Origin of the sequence: Xanthomonas sp. LF06-19 (assembly GCF_034105425.1) — a bacterium.
Lineage (GTDB): Bacteria > Pseudomonadota > Gammaproteobacteria > Xanthomonadales > Xanthomonadaceae > Xanthomonas_A > Xanthomonas_A sontii.
Genome location: NZ_JAXGGH010000001.1, coordinates 274698 through 290342 on the forward strand (window position 1 = coordinate 274698; position 15645 = coordinate 290342).

General features: G+C 71.2%; 19 protein-coding genes. 18 read left to right on the forward strand and 1 reads right to left on the reverse strand.

The genetic code is table 11. The features are described from left to right. The first annotated feature begins 73 nt into the window (after positions 1-73). The 6 genes from SLW55_RS01150 (at position 74) to SLW55_RS01175 (ending at position 4548) form a co-directional block, all read left to right on the forward strand. A complete protein-coding gene (locus SLW55_RS01150) occupies positions 74-1306 on the forward strand; it encodes an endonuclease/exonuclease/phosphatase family protein (RefSeq protein ID WP_267099038.1) in 1233 nt (410 codons plus the stop codon). 314 nt (positions 1307-1620) lie between these two features. Beyond that, positions 1621-2004, forward strand: coding sequence for a roadblock/LC7 domain-containing protein (locus SLW55_RS01155; protein WP_017909884.1), 384 nt, complete (start codon positions 1621-1623; stop codon positions 2002-2004). Positions 2005-2014: 10 nt separating this feature from the next. After that, positions 2015-2515 (forward strand): PAS domain-containing protein, encoded by a 501-nt coding sequence (locus tag SLW55_RS01160; protein ID WP_295927141.1) that lies wholly within the window; start codon positions 2015-2017, stop codon positions 2513-2515. Then, the gene (locus tag SLW55_RS01165; RefSeq protein WP_017912409.1) at positions 2512-3267 is read left to right on the forward strand and encodes a PhnD/SsuA/transferrin family substrate-binding protein; all 756 of its coding nucleotides are present in this window, start codon (positions 2512-2514) and stop codon (positions 3265-3267) included. The genes SLW55_RS01160 and SLW55_RS01165 overlap by 4 nt, the downstream gene beginning before the upstream one ends. Positions 3268-3274: 7 nt before the next feature. After that, the gene (locus tag SLW55_RS01170; RefSeq protein ID WP_223875685.1) at positions 3275-3916 is read left to right on the forward strand and encodes a hypothetical protein; all 642 of its coding nucleotides are present in this window, start codon (positions 3275-3277) and stop codon (positions 3914-3916) included. Then, entirely contained in the window at positions 3913-4548 is a 636-nt protein-coding gene (locus SLW55_RS01175; RefSeq protein WP_043092813.1) for a hypothetical protein, read from the forward strand. Before SLW55_RS01170 ends, SLW55_RS01175 begins: the two co-directional genes overlap by 4 nt. A 78-nt stretch (positions 4549-4626) precedes the next feature. Here the strand turns inward: SLW55_RS01175 and purT are convergent, their stop codons facing one another. Continuing rightward, a complete protein-coding gene (purT, locus tag SLW55_RS01180) occupies positions 4627-5814 on the reverse strand; it encodes a formate-dependent phosphoribosylglycinamide formyltransferase (protein WP_017916348.1) in 1188 nt (395 codons plus the stop codon). A gap of 194 nt (positions 5815-6008) precedes the next feature. On the opposite strand from purT, the gene SLW55_RS01185 reads away from it, so the two are divergent. From SLW55_RS01185 to SLW55_RS01240, 12 genes are all read left to right on the forward strand, one after another. Further along, positions 6009-7160 (forward strand): Rieske 2Fe-2S domain-containing protein, encoded by a 1152-nt coding sequence (locus SLW55_RS01185; protein WP_267099037.1) that lies wholly within the window; start codon positions 6009-6011, stop codon positions 7158-7160. Then, the gene (locus SLW55_RS01190; RefSeq protein WP_320744332.1) at positions 7150-7776 is read left to right on the forward strand and encodes a DapH/DapD/GlmU-related protein; all 627 of its coding nucleotides are present in this window, start codon (positions 7150-7152) and stop codon (positions 7774-7776) included. Before SLW55_RS01185 ends, SLW55_RS01190 begins: the two co-directional genes overlap by 11 nt. Positions 7777-8122: 346 nt before the next feature. Beyond that, entirely contained in the window at positions 8123-8995 is an 873-nt protein-coding gene (locus SLW55_RS01195) for an SPFH domain-containing protein (protein ID WP_026143690.1), read from the forward strand. 13 nt (positions 8996-9008) lie between these two features. Beyond that, complete coding sequence (locus tag SLW55_RS01200; protein WP_320744628.1) at positions 9009-9299, forward strand: hypothetical protein; 291 nt, start codon at positions 9009-9011, stop codon at positions 9297-9299. Further along, positions 9296-9475 (forward strand): hypothetical protein, encoded by a 180-nt coding sequence (locus SLW55_RS01205; protein WP_010341193.1) that lies wholly within the window; start codon positions 9296-9298, stop codon positions 9473-9475. Before SLW55_RS01200 ends, SLW55_RS01205 begins: the two co-directional genes overlap by 4 nt. Next, positions 9472-9648: a DUF4177 domain-containing protein gene (locus SLW55_RS01210; RefSeq protein WP_320744334.1), complete on the forward strand. Its 177-nt coding sequence runs from the start codon at positions 9472-9474 to the stop codon at positions 9646-9648. Before SLW55_RS01205 ends, SLW55_RS01210 begins: the two co-directional genes overlap by 4 nt. Before the next feature lies 1 nt (position 9649). After that, positions 9650-10975 carry an alpha/beta fold hydrolase gene (locus SLW55_RS01215; protein ID WP_320744336.1) on the forward strand — a complete coding sequence of 442 codons (1326 nt, stop codon included), beginning with the start codon at positions 9650-9652 and terminating at the stop codon, positions 10973-10975. Then, the gene (locus SLW55_RS01220; protein ID WP_320744338.1) at positions 10972-11565 is read left to right on the forward strand and encodes a hypothetical protein; all 594 of its coding nucleotides are present in this window, start codon (positions 10972-10974) and stop codon (positions 11563-11565) included. Before SLW55_RS01215 ends, SLW55_RS01220 begins: the two co-directional genes overlap by 4 nt. A gap of 246 nt (positions 11566-11811) precedes the next feature. Further along, a complete protein-coding gene (locus SLW55_RS01225) occupies positions 11812-12636 on the forward strand; it encodes an APH(3') family aminoglycoside O-phosphotransferase (RefSeq protein ID WP_267117837.1) in 825 nt (274 codons plus the stop codon). 82 nt (positions 12637-12718) lie between these two features. After that, positions 12719-13528: a M15 family metallopeptidase gene (locus tag SLW55_RS01230; protein ID WP_267096969.1), complete on the forward strand. Its 810-nt coding sequence runs from the start codon at positions 12719-12721 to the stop codon at positions 13526-13528. Further along, positions 13525-14121 carry a hypothetical protein gene (locus SLW55_RS01235; protein WP_320744343.1) on the forward strand — a complete coding sequence of 199 codons (597 nt, stop codon included), beginning with the start codon at positions 13525-13527 and terminating at the stop codon, positions 14119-14121. The genes SLW55_RS01230 and SLW55_RS01235 overlap by 4 nt, the downstream gene beginning before the upstream one ends. 40 nt (positions 14122-14161) lie before the next feature. Next, entirely contained in the window at positions 14162-15598 is a 1437-nt protein-coding gene (locus SLW55_RS01240; RefSeq protein ID WP_320744345.1) for an FAD-binding oxidoreductase, read from the forward strand. The last annotated feature ends 47 nt before the right edge of the window (positions 15599-15645 follow it).

The window sequence follows — 15645 nt, forward strand, 5'->3', positions numbered from 1 at the left end:
GCGCTGCCCAGCCGATGCCGCCGCACGTCGCGGCGCCATCGTGCCGACATGCCGCGCATGCGAAAATCGGCGCATGACATCACGCCTCCTCCTGCTCGCCCTGACCCTGCTGTGCGGCGCCTGCGCGCACACTGCTCCCACTTCCTCCCCGATGACCGACGCCGCCGCGCCCGCCGCCAGGACGCTGCGTCTGGCCACCTACAACACCTCGCTCAATGCCGACGAACCCGGCGCGCTGATCGCCGCCCTGCAGGGCGACAGCGCGCAGGCGCGCAAGATCGCCGCGGTGCTGCAGCAGGTGCGCCCGGACATCGTGCTGCTCAACGAGTTCGACTACGACGATGCGCACCGCGCCGCCGACCTGTTCGAGCAGCGCTACCTCGCGGTGCCGCAACCGCACGGCGGCGCTGCGCTGCGCTATCCCTACCGGTACCTGGCCCCGGTCAACACCGGCGTGCCCAGCGGCCTGGACCTGGACAACGACGGCCATGTCGGCGGCGAAGGCCGCGCGCGCGGCAACGACGCCTGGGGCTACGGCCTGCATCCCGGCCAGTACGGCATGCTGCTGCTGTCGAAGTACCCGATCGACGCCGCGGCGGTGCGCAGCTTCCGCCTGCTGAAATGGAGCGCGATGCCCGACGCGCTGCGCCCGGTCGATCCGGCCACCGGCCGCTTCTTCCACAGCGACGCGGTGTGGGCGCAGTTGCGGCTGTCGTCCAAGTCGCACTGGGACGTGCCGGTGCGCACCCCGCTGGGCGTGCTGCATGCGCTGGTGGCGCACCCGACCCCGCCGGTGTTCGACGGCGCGGAGAAGCGCAACGCCGCACGCAACCACGACGAACTGCGGCTGTGGCGCGAGTACCTGGACGATGCCGGCAGCGGCAAGGCGCGCTGGCTGTGCGACGACGCCGGCCGCTGCGGCGGGCTGGCCGCCGATGCGCAGTTCGTGATGCTCGGCGACCTCAACAACGACGTGATCGACGGCGACGGCCACCACGACGCGATCCGCGCGCTGGTGACGCATCCGCGCGTCCTGCAATACCCCACCCCGCACAGCGCTGGCGGCGAGGAGACCACGCGCGCCTACGCGGCCACCGGCATCGACCATCGCGGCCCACCGCAGCAGGTCACCGGCGATTTCGGCCCCAAGGCCGGCACCATGCGCCTGGACTACGTGCTGCCGTCGCGCAACTTCCGCTACCTGGACAGCGGCGTGTTCTGGCCGGCCTCCGATGATGCCTCCGCCGCCATCGCCGACGGCAGCGACCACCACCTGGTCTGGGTCGACGTCGCAGCGGGACGGTAAGCGCAGGAGGACCGGGGCGGCGCGCAGCATGGCGCCGCCTAGCAGCACCCCACAGGCGGCCTGGCGGCCGCCTTTTGCTTGCCTGGCCGGCGCGCCAAGCCCCTGGCGAGCGGCCTGCACCCGCGCGGCCGCGTTGACCGCCGGCCGCGAGCCGGCGCCGGTGTGAGCAGGGCCCGACGCGTTCGCGGCAGCGGTGCCGCCCATCGGATCGCCCCTCGTGCGCAGCGCCTGCGCCGGGCGTCGCCATCGGCCTTGATCCAGATCAAGGGCAAGACTGCGCCGACGCGGTCCAATGCCTCCCGCACCCGGTCGGGATGCGCAAGCGGATGGCGAGCATGCGAACGCAACAGTTGCAACAGGCGCTGGAAGGCCTCAATGGCGCCACCGCCGATATCGAGGCCTCGGCGCTGATCTCCCTGGACGGGCTGATGATCGCCTCGGCGATGCCGCAGGGCATGGACGAGGACCGCGTCGGCGCGATGTCCGCGGCGCTGCTCGCGCTGGGCGAGCGCAGCGCGCGCGAACTGGCGCGCGGCGCGCTGGAGCGGGTGCTGATCCAGGGCGAACTCGGCTACGTGATCATGAGTGCGGCCGGCCGCGAGGCGGTGCTCACCGTGCTGGCCAAGCCCAGCGCCAAGCTCGGCCTGGTGTTCCTGGACATCAAGCGCGCCGCGCAGGCGCTGCAACAGATCCTGTAGGGGCGCCGCCATGCCGCTGCCGCCGATGGATCCGCCGCACGAGCCGCACCGCAGCGCCGAGCTGCGCTACCACGACGGCAGCCGCCGCACGGTGTACTGGAGCGAACGCGAGGTGGCCTATCCGGACGGGCGCCTGATCGTCTCGCGCACCGACCTGGACGGCATCATCACCCACGCCAACGACGCCTTCGTCGAACTCAGCGGCTGGCCGCGCGAACTGCTGATCGGCGCGCCGCACTGCATCCTGCGCCACCCGGAGATGCCGCGGCGCGCATTCCGCGAACTCTGGGACACCGTGCTGGCCGGCGAGAAGTGGCACGGCTACGTCAAGAACCTGCGCCGCGACGGCGCCTGCTACTGGGTCTACGCCACCGCCTTGCCGAACGTCCGCGACGGCCGCGTGGTCGGCTTCACCTCGGTGCGGCGCAAGCCGTCGCGGCGGCGCATCGACGCGCTGCAGCCGCTGTACGCGCAATGGCTGCAGGACGAACGCGCGGAGCCGCTGGCATGAGCTGCACGTTCCTGGTCGCGCCGGACTTCGCGCCCGAGTACTTCGGCGGCTGGTACCTGCTCAGCACGGTGCTGCAGCGCCGCGCCGGCCTCGGCCTGCGCCTGCTGATGCCGGCCGATGCCGCCGAACAGCGGCAATTGCTGGACGACAGCGTCGTCGACCTGGTGTACGCCAGCCCGTTCGACGCCAGCGCGTTGATCCGCGACCGCGGCTACCTGCCGCTGGTCAGGCCGCGCGGGCACGCCGACGAGGTGGTGATCGCGACCGCGGCCGAGGCGCCGGCGCGCTGCGTGGAAGACTTGCCCTACGGCTGCCGCATCGCGCTGACCGCCAACCACGACGTACGCCTGATCGGCCTGCGCCTGCTGGAACCGGCCGACCTGGAGCCGGAACGCATCGCCTGGCGCCCGGCCAGCAGCTACGCCGCGGTAGCGCGGCTGCTGCTGGAAGGCGAAGCCGATGCCGGCCTGTTCCTGGCCACCGCCTACCACGGTCTGTCGCGCCTGACCCGCGCGCGATTGCGTCCGCTGGTGGAAAGCGCGCTGTGCGACATCGGCCACGTGCTGCTGGCGCATCCGCGCCTGGGCCCGCAACTGCCGGCGCTGCGCGACGCCCTGCTGGCGCTGGGCGATGCCGCGCATCGCGACGACCAGGCGGTGCTCGACGCGCTGGGCCTGGAACGCGGCTTCGAGGCGATGGCCACGGAGGACGCCGAATTCATGATCGACCTGATCGACACCTTGCTGGACTGAGGCGCCCATGCCCACGCTTCCCGCTCGCGATCCCGCACGCCTGGTGATGCGCACCCATGCCCGTGCCCTGCTGCGCGACCCGCGCGACGCCGCCGCGCACCTGGCGCGGCTGCACGCCGCACTGCAGTTGCACGACAACGAACCGACCCAGGGCGTGCTGGCCGACCTGTTCGTGGCCTTGCCGCGGCACGACGTCGCCTTGCGCCAGCTGGCGCTGCAGATGGCCGCGGCGCATCTGGCGCCGCACGTGGCCGAGACCTTCCAGCGCCACAGCCAGGGCCACGCGCTGCTGCCGATCAACGCCCTGGCCACGCGCTGGAGCGTGCTGGCGCGGCCGTCCGCCGACGTGCCGGCGCGGGTGCGCCGGGCCAGCCCGGACCATTCGCGGCGGATGGTGCGCGAGGTGGTGGACGCGCTGTGCGACGGCGCACCGATCGCCGCGGCGCGCTGCGAGCGCGAGTTCCTGGACTACTGCATCAGTTGCCAGGACAAGCTCGCCTTCATGCTCGCCACGCGCGAACTGCGCCGCCATGCGCTGGCCCTGGGCGACCGCTGGGACAGCACCGCGCGCTGGCTGCAGCAGCGCGAGCCGCTGGGTGGCCGCAACGTCGACGCCCTGTCCTTTTCCAGCGCGAGTGCGCCGCGATGACCGCCCCCGACCCGACCGGCTCCGAACCGACCTGGCTGATGCCGACCCCGCACGGCGTGCTGCACGGCTTCGCCAGCGCCACGCCCGACCGCCTGCAGCGCGCGCTGCAACTGCTGCTCGGCGCGCACGGCGCGCTGTCGCTGCAGGAGTGGCGCCAGCGCGTGGGCGGCGACGCACAGCGGCTGCTGCAGGAGGCGCGCGAACAGCAATGGGTGCAGTTGCTGCGGCGCGCAGTGCCGGGCCCGGAAATCCGCCTGGACGATTTCGCCCAGCATGTGATCGCCCCGCTGTCGGCCGAACGCCGCGCGGTGCTGGCCTCCGACAGCGGCTTCTGCCTGGGCCATGCCGGCCTGGACCAGGAACAGGCCGACACGCTGAGCGTGGCCGCGGCCGACTTCTCCGGCTTCGCTCAGCGTCAGAGCGCGCGCGGCTGGCACGGCGCGCACCGCTACGTGGCGTTCTACAGCGAGCCGCAACTGCTGCTGCCGGACTGGTCGTTCGTGCCGTTCTGGGTCGACGGCGCCGGCTACTGGCTGGTGCTGGGCGGCGAGGCGCTGCTCAACAACCTGGCGATGGTCGAACTGGTGTGGAGCATCCGCCTGGCGGCGGCACGGTTCGCGCCGCCGGCTTGAGGGCCGGGAATGGGGAATCGGGAGTGGGGAATGGGAAAGCGGGTCCCCTTTGGCCCCCGCTTTCGAGCGCTCGCCGTTTTATGCGTCCAGGTCGATGGTGAGGGCGGCGGCGGCGTCGCGGGCGGTTTGCCGCGCTTCGTCGATGCTTGCGCCACGGGCCAGGGTCACGCCGACGCGGCGGTGGCCGTGCACGCTGGGCTTGCCGAACAGACGCAGGGCGGTGTCCGGGGCCTGCAGGGCGGCATCGACGTTGCCGAAGCGCGGCACGCCTTCGCCGTGGGCCAGCAGCGCGCACGAGGCCGACGGGCCGTTCTGGCGGATCGCCGGAATCGGCAGGCCGAGGATCGCACGCGCATGCAGGGCGAACTCGCTCAGTTCCTGCGACACCAGGGTGACCAGGCCGGTGTCGTGCGGCCGCGGCGACACCTCGCTGAACCAGACCTCGTCGCCCTTGACGAACAGCTCCACGCCGAACAGGCCCCAGCCGCCGAGATCGTCGGTGACCGCGCGGGCGATGTCCTGCGCGCGTTGCAGGGCCAGCGCCGACATCGGCTGCGGCTGCCAGCTCTCGCGGTAGTCGCCGTCCTTCTGCCAGTGCCCGATCGGATCGCAGAACGCGGTGCCGCCGGCGTGGCGCACGGTCAGCAGGGTGATCTCGTACTCGAAGTCGATGAAACCCTCGACGATGCAGCGGCCGGCGCCGGCGCGGCCGCCGGTCTGCGCGTACTCCCACGCCGCGTCGATATCGGCGGCGCTGCGCAGCGTGCTCTGGCCCTTGCCGGAGGACGACATCACCGGCTTGACCACGCACGGCAGGCCGACCGCGGCGATCGCCTCGCGGTACTGCTCGGGCGTGTCCACGAAGCGGTAAGGCGAGGTCGGCAGGCCCAGGGTCTCGGCGGCCAGGCGGCGGATGCCTTCGCGATCCATGGTCAGCCGCGCCGCACGCGCCGTCGGGATCACCCGCTGGCCGAGGTCGCGCTCCAGCGCCACCAGGGTCTCGGTGTGGATCGCCTCGATCTCCGGCACGATCAGGTGCGGCTGCTCGCGCGCGATCAGTTCGCGCAGCGCCATCGCATCGAGCATGTCGACCACGTGGCTGCGATGCGCGACCTGCATCGCCGGGGCGTCGGCATAGCGGTCCACCGCGATCACCTCCACGCCGAAGCGCTGCAGTTCGATCGCCACTTCCTTGCCCAGTTCGCCGGAGCCGAGCAGCAGCACGCGGGTGGCGGAAGCGGACAGCGGGGTTCCCAGAGTGACCATGACGGCGGCGCCTGCGCGAAGAGGGGAGCCGTATTCTACCGGGCCGGCGCCCCACGCCGGCACAGGATCGGCCACGCCATCGTCGGCGCGCAGCGAGGTGCTATCTTCCGCAACGTCACTGGGGATGTCGCCATGCACGCACACAGCGCCGAACACCGCCACGGCACGCCCTGCCGCACCGCCGAGGAGCGTCCATGCATTCGCTGATGCCGGCCGAGGCCTACATCGACGAGGCCTGGTTCGCCCGCGAGCGCACCCAGCTGATGATGCCGCTGTGGCAGTTCGTGGCGCCGCGCATGCTGCTGGACAAGCCCAACGCCTTCGTGCGCCGCTCGATCTGCGGGGTGGACGTGGTGGTGCAGCACATCGACGGCGAACTGCGCGCCTTCGACAACCTGTGCCTGCACCGGCAGAACCCGCTGCAACAGCAACCGCAGGGCGTGCGCCCGCTGGTCTGCAGCTACCACGGCTGGCGCTACGGCGCCGACGGCGGCGTGGACAACATCCCGTTCCAGGACGATGCCTACCGCCTCGCTCCAGAGGCGCGCGCCTGCCTGCGGCTGCGCCGCTTCGCGGTGGCCTGCATCGGCAAGCTGGTGTTCGTGAACCTGTCGCCCGCGCCGATGCCGCTGGAGGCGCAGTTCTCGCTGGAGGCGCTGGAGATGCTGCGCGCCGCTTCCGAACAGTTCGACGACGAAGTGCTGGTGGCGACCTTCGAGGCCGACTTCAACTGGAAGCTGGCCTACGAGAACCTGCGCGACGCGCTGCACCCGCGCTTCGTGCATGCGCGCACGCTGGCGCAGCAGGTGAAGTTCCAGGTGCAGATGGACGATGCCGGCGTCGCCGAGGCGCGCCGCTACCATGCCGAGGGCAGCGCCTCGCGCGAGGCGCATCTGGCGCGCCTGCGCGATTTCAGCAGCGGCGGGCTCAACGAGCCGTTGGTGGCGATGGCGCACTATCCCTGGCACGCGCACGTCGAACGCTTCGGCAACGACGACTGGTATCTGAACTGGCTGCTGTACCCGAACCTGCACATCGCCTCGGGCTCGGGTGGCTATTCCTTCATCATCGAGCACCACCAGCCGGTATCGGCGCAGCGCACCGACCTGCTGGTCTACTACGTCACCGCGCGCAAGAAGCATCGCTATCCGGGTTCCGACGCAGTGTTGCTGGGGCACCTGCACGGCGCCGAGAAGGTGCTGCGCGAGGACATCGAGATCATGGAACAGGTGCAGTCGGGACTGCGCGCCGGCGCCCCGCGCGCGGTGCTGGGCGACTACGAGCACGCCAACATGCAGATCGAACGCTGGTACATGGATGTCATGGAGGGCCGCCATGTCCTCTGACAAGTACGTGGTCGGCAGCGGTGCGCTGCTGCGCTGGGCGCTGGCGGCCTGGGCCGAGGCGGCGCCGGACTGCGTGCTGCACCCGGTGGACGTGGCCCAGGGCAAGGACTACCGCTTCGACCTGGATGCCCTGCACGCGCTGGCCGATACCGGTGCCACCGCCTTCGTCGCCTGGGGCGCGCAATTCCTCAACTTCCGCCGCCAGGAACTGATGGGCGAACTGAAGGCACGCGGTTTCAGGATGCCGCCGTTGATCTGCCGCGGCGCGCAGGTGGCGGCCAGCGCACGCGTCGGCGAGAACTGCGCGATCGGCGCCGGCGCCATCGTCGATACGCACTGCGACATCGGCTTCAACGCCTGGATCGGCGCGGCGGCGGTGCTGGAATCGGCGGTCAAGGTCGGCGCCTCGGCATGGATCGAGGCCGGCGTGACGCTCGCTGCCGAAGCGCAGATCGGCGCCCAGGCCACGCTCGGCCGACAGGTCGACATCGGCCCCGGCGTGCGCATCGGCAAACGCTGCCAGATCGAGATCCCCGGCCGCTACCGCAGCGACATCGCCACCGGCACCCACCACCTCAGCGGCTTTCGCACGCCGGTGCTGATCCTCGGCGGGTGAGTGGCCGCCTCGGCGGCCGGGAATCGGGAATCGGGATTGGGGAATAGTAAAAGCGCTGGGTCTGCTGCCCCCGGCGTGACGGCACGCGGCCGATGGATGCACACCGCCGACGCCCGCCAAGTCGACACCCGGGCTGCCCGCCTCTGCATACCGCGCGACTTCAGCACCTTCCCGGTCCTCAAAAGCGGATGCCGCACGCAGGTGGGTAGCCGGCTCCCCTAGACCCGCCCGCCCGCCCCCATGAACCCGCTCCCACGATTCCCCATTCCCGATTCCCCACTCCCCGTCTCTTGCAAACTGATATCAATTTGATATCTTTTCGTCCAACCACCCAAGGACGTCCACCATGAAAGAGCAGCCCCGTTCCTCCCTGCCCGGCATCCCGATGATCGTGGGCCTGGTCCTGGTGTTCGTGGCCGGCGCCGGCGCGATCATCGCCACCGGCGTGCTGCAGCCGTCGGCGATGCCGTGGACCCTGCTGGTCGCGATCCCGGTGCTGACCGTCGCGCTGTTCCTGGTGGTCGGCCTGTATGCGCTGGAACCGAACCAGGCCGCGGTGCTGAGCCTGTTCGGCCGCTACGTGGGCACGGTCAAGGACCCGGGCCTGCGCTGGAACAATCCCTTCTTCAGCAAGCGCAAGGTCAGCCAGCGCGTGCGCAACTTCGAGAGCGGGCGGCTCAAGGTCAACGAACTGGACGGCAGCCCGATCGAGATCGCCGCGGTGATCGTGTGGCAGGTGATGGACGCGTCCGAGGCGGTCTACAACGTCGACGACTACGAGAGCTTCGTGCACATCCAGTCGGAGGCGGCACTGCGCGCGATGGCCACCAGCTATCCCTACGACCAGCACGAGGACGGGCAGATCTCGCTGCGCAGCCATCCCAACGAGATCAGCGAGCAGCTCAAGCGCCACCTCGACGAACGCCTGACCCAGGCCGGCGTCGACGTGATCGAGGCGCGCATCAGCCACCTCGCCTACGCCCCGGAAATCGCCCAGGCGATGCTGCAGCGGCAGCAGGCCAACGCGGTGATCGCCGCGCGCACGCGCATCGTCGCTGGCGCGGTGGGCATGGTCGAGATGGCCCTGGCCGAACTGCAGAAGAACGGCGTGGTCGAGCTGGACGAGGAGCGCAAGGCGCACATGGTCAGCAACCTGCTGACCGTGCTGTGCTCGGACCGCGGCACCCAGCCGATCGTCAACGCCGGCTCGCTGTACTGAGGTGCCGATGTCCATGCACGCCGCCATCGCGCCGCTGGCGCTCGCTTTCTCCGGCCTGCCGGCCCTGGTCATCGCCGCCTGGGTCGGCGGCAAGGGCGACGACCGCGCGCGCGGGCTGGGCCTGCGCTGGGCGCTGATCGGCCTGGCGATCCTGCTCGGCGCGGCGGCGCTGTACTGGAGCGGCGGCCAGCGCGCCGGCGTCTATGCGGTGGCGATCGCACTGCTGCTGGTGGTGAACGCGCTGATCGTGTCGATGCTGCTGCACCTGCGGCGCAGCGACGCCGCGCGGCGGGAGCGGTCATGAGCGAGAAGAAGGCCTATCCGCTGCGCATCAACGCCGACGTGCTGGCGGCGGCGCAGCGCTGGGCCGACGACGAACTGCGCAGCCTCAACGCGCAGATCGAATACGTGTTGCGCGACGCGCTGCGCAAGGCAGGGCGGCTACCCAAGCCGCGTGACGACAAGGAGCCGGAAGCATGAGCAAGCGCTGGGAATACCTCACCGTCGAGGCCAAGACCAATCTGATGCTGGGGCTGAAACTGGACGAACTGCAGGCCGACCTGAACAAGCACGGCAAGCTCGGCTGGGAACTGGTCAACGTCATCGCACTACCGGGCACCAAGCCGCTGCTGCTGTTCAAGCGGGAGGTCTGACATGCACCGGCATCGGGTCCTCGCGGCTTTGCTGACGGCGCTGCTGGCACCGCTCACGGCGCTGGCTGCGGCGCCGCAACAGACCGCCAGCGCGCTGCTGGATCGCCTGCAGGCCGGCGACCTGGCCGCGGTCGAGGCCGAGTTCACCCCGGCGATGGCCAAGGCGGTGCCACCCGAAAAGCTGGCCCAGGCCTGGCGCACGCTGTCCACGCAACTGGGCGCGCTGCAGCAGCGCGGCCCGGCCAGCGAACGCGAGCAGCACGGGCTGCGCGTGATCGAACAGCGCCTGCAGTTCGAGCGTGGCGCACTGCTGGCGCATGTGTCGATCGACGCGGACGGCAAGATCGCCGGCCTGCTGTTCACTCCCGCACCACCGCCGGCGCCGGCGCCGCCCGCCGCCGACGCCGGCTTCAGCGAACAGGCGTTTGCGGTCGGTCCGCTGCCGGGCACGCTGGCCCTGCCGGCAGGCAAGGGTCCGTTCCCGGCGGTGGTCCTGGTGCACGGCTCGGGCCCGCAGGACCGCGACGAGACCATCGGCCCGAACCGTCCGTTCCTCGACGTCGCCCGCGGGCTTGCCGCACAGGGCATCGCGGTGCTGCGCTACGACAAGCGCACCTTCGCCTTGCCGGAGAGCTTTGCCGGGCGCATCAACCAGGGGTTCACCATGGACGACGAGACCACCGACGACGCCGTCGCCGCGGTGGCGGCGCTGGCGCGCACGCCCGGCATCGACCCTGCGCGCATCGTGGTCATGGGCCACAGTCAGGGCGGCATGCTCGCCGCCCGCGTCGCGCGCCGCTCCGGCAAGACCGCCGGCATCGTGCTGTGGGCGGCGCCGGCGCGACCGCTGCTGGACCTGTTGATCGAGCAGAACCGCTACCTGCTGAGCCAGGAACATCCACCGTCGCCGCAGCGGCAGGCGGCGCTGGCCGAGCTTGAGCGCCGCGTGGCCAAGGTCCGCGGCAGTGGCGAGGTCGCGCGCAGCGATTCGCCATTGGACGTACCTGCCACCTATTGGCGCGCGATCGAACAGGTCGATCCGGTCGCCGACGTCCGCGCGCTCGGGCCGATGCCGGTGCTGTGGCTGCAGGGCGAGCGCGATTTCCAGGTCACCGCGCCGGACTGGCAACGGTGGCAACAGGCGCTGGCCGACGATCCGCATGCCACCCTGCACCGCTACGCCGCGCTGAACCACCTGGGCATCGCCGGCAGCGATGCCCCCGGACCGGCCGAGTACGCCACGCCCGGCCACGTCGACCCGGCCCTGATCGCCGATGTCGCCGCCTGGGTGCGCGCCCTGCCCGCCAGCCACGGCGCCGCACCATGAGCCGGCTGCGCTCCACGTCGCCCTCCCCGGCGCGGCAGTATCCGGTGGCGCCGGCGCATCGGCTGGGCCTGGCCTTGTGGCTGTGGCTGCCGCTGCTGCTTGTCGCCGCCGTGATCGGTGGCTTCGCGTTGCACGCCGCGCGGCCTGGTGCGCTGTGGTGGCATTTCGGGCTGCTGGCGCTGATCGGCGTGGCCGGCACCGCCACCTTCGCGCGGCAGCGCGTGCTGCTGCACGAGGGCCTGGTGGAAGTGCGTGCGACGTTCCTGACCAAGCGCGTACCGCTGGCCGCGCTGCGCCTGGGGGACGCGCGCGTGATCGCGCTGTCCGAGCACACCGGCTTCAAGCCGGCCTTGAAGCTGCTCGGCTTCGGCTACCCGGGCTTTCATGCGGGCCACTACCGGACCCGCGACGGGCACAAGGCGTTCTGCCTGATCACCAGCGATCGCGTCCTGGCCGTTCCGCTGCACGCCGGCGGCTGGCTGCTGCTCAGCGTCGAACACCCCAGGCAGGTGCTGCAGGAATGGCAGACACTCGCGGCGCAAGCACACTGCGGCGAAGACACGCGCGGCACGGCGCGCCGCATGGCCTGAGTCCGGCGGGCCTCGCCGCGTCGGTCGCTGCTGCGACCGGCCGCGCAGGGCACGACATGCTGCGCGGTGCGGCAAGGTCTCGCCGCGCGACGCGCCCGATCCGTGGAGCACACCGCGTCGAGCGTTCTGGCGTACGCGAAGCGATATATGCTGGAACACCAGCCACGCGCGTCTTCGTCGCCAGCCGCGCGCGTCGCGACGACGGCGACGACGCCGCCGCCACATGACACCTCGAGGATCGGTCCGATGGACCACACCGCGCCCCGCGAGACTCCCGCCACCGCACCGGCGCTGCCGCCGACGCTGTCGGCGCGGCTGCACGGCCTGCACTGGCACCGCAATCTGGTCGGCGAAGCCGGCGCCATGGTCTATCGGCTCGGCGGCACCGGCACGCCGGACCTGTACCTCAAGCGCGGCACCGGCGCCTCGCACGACGACGTGGTGGACGAGTTCGCACGGCTGCACTGGCTGCGCGGAACAGGCTGCGTGCCGCGCGTGCTGCATTTCGAGGCCGATGCCGCCGGCGCGTGGCTGCTGAGCGAAGCGCTGCCGGGCAGGACCGCCTACCAATGGCTGCAGGACGCGCCCGCGCAGGCGCAGGCGCAACGCATCGCGCAGGCGCTGGCCGAGTTCCTGCGCCGCTTCCACGCCACGCCGATCGATACCTGTCCGTTCGACGCCACTCACCCGCTGCGCCTGGCCGCTGCGCAACGCCGGCTGCAGGCGGGCCTGGTCGACACCGAGGACTTCAACGAGGCGCGTGCCGGCTGGTCGGCGGAGGCGGTGTGGCAGGCGATGACCGCGCTGCTGCCGCTGGCCAGCGAGCGCGTGCTGTGCCACGGCGACTACTCGCTGGACAACATCCTGCTCGATGCGCCAGACCACGTGGTCGGCGTGATCGACCTCGGCCGCGCCGGCGTCGCCGACCCGTACCAGGACCTGGCGATCCTGGCCAGTTGCCTGGACGAATTCGACCCGGCGCTCGCCGATCGCTTCTTCGCCGCGTACGGCATCGCCACGCCGGACCTCACGCGGCTGCAGTTCCACCAGTTGCTCGACGAGTTCTTCTGAGCCGCGTCTGCCGCGTCGTGTGCAACGCGGCAGGATCGCCCCACGACTGGCCGCCCGCGCTGCTTGGCCCTACCCTGTGCCGATGCGCACCGTCCCCAGCCTGCTGCTCAACACCGAGACCATTGAACTGCTGCCGGCCGCGCGACTGCGCGCGCGCAGCAACGCCGACGCGCGCCAGCTCGCGCAGGCGACCTGGCTGCTGCGGCGCAAGCACGACGGGCGCTACCTGGCGACCGCGAACGCACACGGGCTGCACGCGCTGGTGCCGCGACTGATGCACGAACCCGGCATCGACGCGGCCCTGGATCGGCTCGACGCGCTGCCCGCACGCGGCACAATGGCGGCTGATGAGACCTGGTTGCCGCTGCACGCGCTGCAGGAGCAACTGGACCAGTTGGGCCTGGCCGCCGACGCCTACGCGCAACGCACCGGCCTGCCGCTGCAGCCGGAACCGGCCACCCTGCACGCGGCCGGCGACGACCGCTACCGACGCCCGCTGTGGCTGAGCGCCGGCGCCGCACGCGCCTGGCACGCGCTGCGCCATGCCGCCGCGCGCGATGGCGTGGTGCTGGAGGCGATCTCCGGCTATCGCAGCCACGCGTATCAACTGGGCATCTTCGCGCGCAAGTTCGCCCGCAGGCAGACCCTGGAACAGATCCTCGCGGTCAATGCCGCGCCGGGCTTCAGCGAGCACCACAGCGGGCACGCCCTGGACATCGGCACACCCGGCGAGCCGCCGGCCGAGGAAAGTTTCGAGCGCACGCCGGCCTTCGCCTGGCTGCACGACCACGCCGGCGCCTTCGGTTACCGCATGAGCTATCCGCGCGACAACCCGCATGGCATCGTCTACGAACCCTGGCACTGGTGCTGGCAGGAGGCCGCTTGCGCATGACCCGTTCCGACACCCGCCGGCCGCGCGCCGGCACCGCCGCCTGGCGGGCCTTGACCCTGCTGGCCCTGGCCCTGCCCACCTGCGCCGCCGCGCAATGGCACGACCGGCAGGGCCAGGCGCTGCCGGACAGCGCCGAGCGCGGCCACGACAAGGCCTTCGCCGCCGCACTGCAGGTCGCCGACGACGCCGACTTCAGCGCGTTCGCGCAGGAGTGGGGGCAGACCGAGGCCGCGCATGCGCCGAACCTGCGCACGATCGCGCGCGTGCAGCGCGGCCAGTTGCTGCGCGTGGCGCTGCTGTACGCCGGCTGCGCGCCCAGCCCCAACAACGGCGGCGCCTGCGATGCGCAGATGAGCCTGCGCGTGCTCGGCCCCGACGGCAGCACCACGCTGCAGGACCCGATGCGGCCCCTGGGCATGGGCGGCCCACCGGCCGCCGCCGGCCTGCTGGAACTGGCGCCGCTGTCGGTGCAACTGCGTTTCGAGGACAGCGACCCGCTCGGTACCTACACCGTGCAGGTCACGGTCAACGATCCCAGCCAGGACGCGTGGGTGCGGCTGCAGACGCAGATCGAGTTGGTGACCGCCCCCTGAGCGACCCACTGCCCCATCGGTTCCAAGGACAGCGTCGTTGATGGACGAGCACATCGATCATAGCCGCCGTGCCGCCTGCGCCACGCTGCTCGGCGCGGGCACCGCCCTGACGCTGCCGGGATGCGGCCGCAGCGCCCCGGATCCACTGGAGGTCGGCGACATCGCCGCCATCGACCGGACCCGCGTCGCACGTATCGCGCAACCGCGCAGCACCGCGGAGGTGGCCACCCTGCTGCGCGACAGCAACGGCGCGGTGTCGGTTGGGGGCGCGTGCTACAGCATGGGCGGCCAGGTCAGTGCCGCCGATTCGCTGCATCTGGATCTGCGCAGCCTGGTCGGCGTGGTGCGGCTGGATCGGGAAGCGCAGCGGATCCGCGTGCGCAGCGGCATGCGCTGGCGCGATGTGCAGGACCGGATCGATCCGCACGATCTTTCGATTGCGGTGATGCAGAGCTACAGCAACTTCAGCGTCGGTGGCTCGATCTCGGTCAATTGCCACGGCCGCTACCTGCACGCCGGCCCGATCGCGCACACGGTGCAGGCACTGCAACTGGTCGATGCGCAAGGCAACGTGCACGAACTCGATCGCCAGCGTGAACCGGCGCTGTTCGCCGCGGCGATCGGCGGCTACGGCGGGCTCGGCGTGATCACCGAGGCCGAGCTGTCGCTGGCCCACAACGATGTACTCGAACGCCACGTCCAGCAGCTACCACTGGCCGACTACCCGGCCTTCTTCGCCGAACGCATCGCCGGCGATCCGCTGGCGGTCATGCACAACGCCGATCTGATGCCACCACGCTTCGACCGGCCACTGGCGGTGACCTGGCGACGCAGCACCGCGACACCGACCGAGCCCCGCCGGTTGCTGCCCCGCGGGCAGGACTACGCGCGCGAACAGACCATGATCTGGGCTGCCTCGGAGCTACCGATAGGCCCGTGGCTGCGCGAGCGCTATCAGACCGAACCGCTGCTGCACACACCAGCGGTCATGCGCCGCAACTGCCAGGCCAGCCTGGATGCGAATGCGCTGGAACCGCGCACCCGGCGGCTATCCACCTTCCTGCTGCAGGAATACTTCGTGCCGGTGTCCGCATTCGCCGCATTCGCGCAGGAAATGGCCGCGATCCTGCGTCGCCACGCGGTCACTGCGCTCAACGTGTCCATCCGCCACTCGCCCGCCGATACGGTGGCGTTGCTGCGCTGGGCGACGCAACCGGTGTTCTCGTTCGTGCTGTACCACAAGCAGCGCAGCGGAATGGCCGCGGACCGCGCCTCGGCGATATGGACGCGGCAGCTGATCGATGCCGCACTGGCACACGGCGGCCGCTACTACCTGCCATACCGTCTGCATGCCAGCACACGCCAGTTCGCCGCGGCCTATCCGGAGGCAGCGGCGTTCGCGCGGATCAAGCGTCAGGTGGACCCAGAGGGACGTTTCCGCAACCATCTGTGGGACAAGTACCTGCCGCGCGCGTAGCCCGGTACGCGCGCCCGACACTGCCAGGGCCGGGACGGCATGCGGCG

Coding starts and splice junctions, on each gene's coding strand:
- purT (WP_017916348.1), bottom strand. CDS start 5,814: ATGGTCACTCTGGGAACCCCGCTGTCCGCTTCCGCCACCCGCGTGCTG.
- SLW55_RS01195 (WP_026143690.1), top strand. CDS start 8,123: ATGAAAGAGCAGCCCCGTTCCTCCCTGCCCGGCATCCCGATGATCGTG.
- SLW55_RS01225 (WP_267117837.1), top strand. CDS start 11,812: ATGGACCACACCGCGCCCCGCGAGACTCCCGCCACCGCACCGGCGCTG.
- SLW55_RS01220 (WP_320744338.1), top strand. CDS start 10,972: ATGAGCCGGCTGCGCTCCACGTCGCCCTCCCCGGCGCGGCAGTATCCG.
- SLW55_RS01155 (WP_017909884.1), top strand. CDS start 1,621: ATGCGCAAGCGGATGGCGAGCATGCGAACGCAACAGTTGCAACAGGCG.
- SLW55_RS01240 (WP_320744345.1), top strand. CDS start 14,162: ATGGACGAGCACATCGATCATAGCCGCCGTGCCGCCTGCGCCACGCTG.
- SLW55_RS01150 (WP_267099038.1), top strand. CDS start 74: ATGACATCACGCCTCCTCCTGCTCGCCCTGACCCTGCTGTGCGGCGCC.
- SLW55_RS01210 (WP_320744334.1), top strand. CDS start 9,472: ATGAGCAAGCGCTGGGAATACCTCACCGTCGAGGCCAAGACCAATCTG.
- SLW55_RS01215 (WP_320744336.1), top strand. CDS start 9,650: ATGCACCGGCATCGGGTCCTCGCGGCTTTGCTGACGGCGCTGCTGGCA.
- SLW55_RS01235 (WP_320744343.1), top strand. CDS start 13,525: ATGACCCGTTCCGACACCCGCCGGCCGCGCGCCGGCACCGCCGCCTGG.
- SLW55_RS01170 (WP_223875685.1), top strand. CDS start 3,275: ATGCCCACGCTTCCCGCTCGCGATCCCGCACGCCTGGTGATGCGCACC.
- SLW55_RS01200 (WP_320744628.1), top strand. CDS start 9,009: ATGCACGCCGCCATCGCGCCGCTGGCGCTCGCTTTCTCCGGCCTGCCG.
- SLW55_RS01190 (WP_320744332.1), top strand. CDS start 7,150: ATGTCCTCTGACAAGTACGTGGTCGGCAGCGGTGCGCTGCTGCGCTGG.
- SLW55_RS01205 (WP_010341193.1), top strand. CDS start 9,296: ATGAGCGAGAAGAAGGCCTATCCGCTGCGCATCAACGCCGACGTGCTG.
- SLW55_RS01160 (WP_295927141.1), top strand. CDS start 2,015: ATGCCGCTGCCGCCGATGGATCCGCCGCACGAGCCGCACCGCAGCGCC.
- SLW55_RS01175 (WP_043092813.1), top strand. CDS start 3,913: ATGACCGCCCCCGACCCGACCGGCTCCGAACCGACCTGGCTGATGCCG.
- SLW55_RS01185 (WP_267099037.1), top strand. CDS start 6,009: ATGCATTCGCTGATGCCGGCCGAGGCCTACATCGACGAGGCCTGGTTC.
- SLW55_RS01165 (WP_017912409.1), top strand. CDS start 2,512: ATGAGCTGCACGTTCCTGGTCGCGCCGGACTTCGCGCCCGAGTACTTC.
- SLW55_RS01230 (WP_267096969.1), top strand. CDS start 12,719: ATGCGCACCGTCCCCAGCCTGCTGCTCAACACCGAGACCATTGAACTG.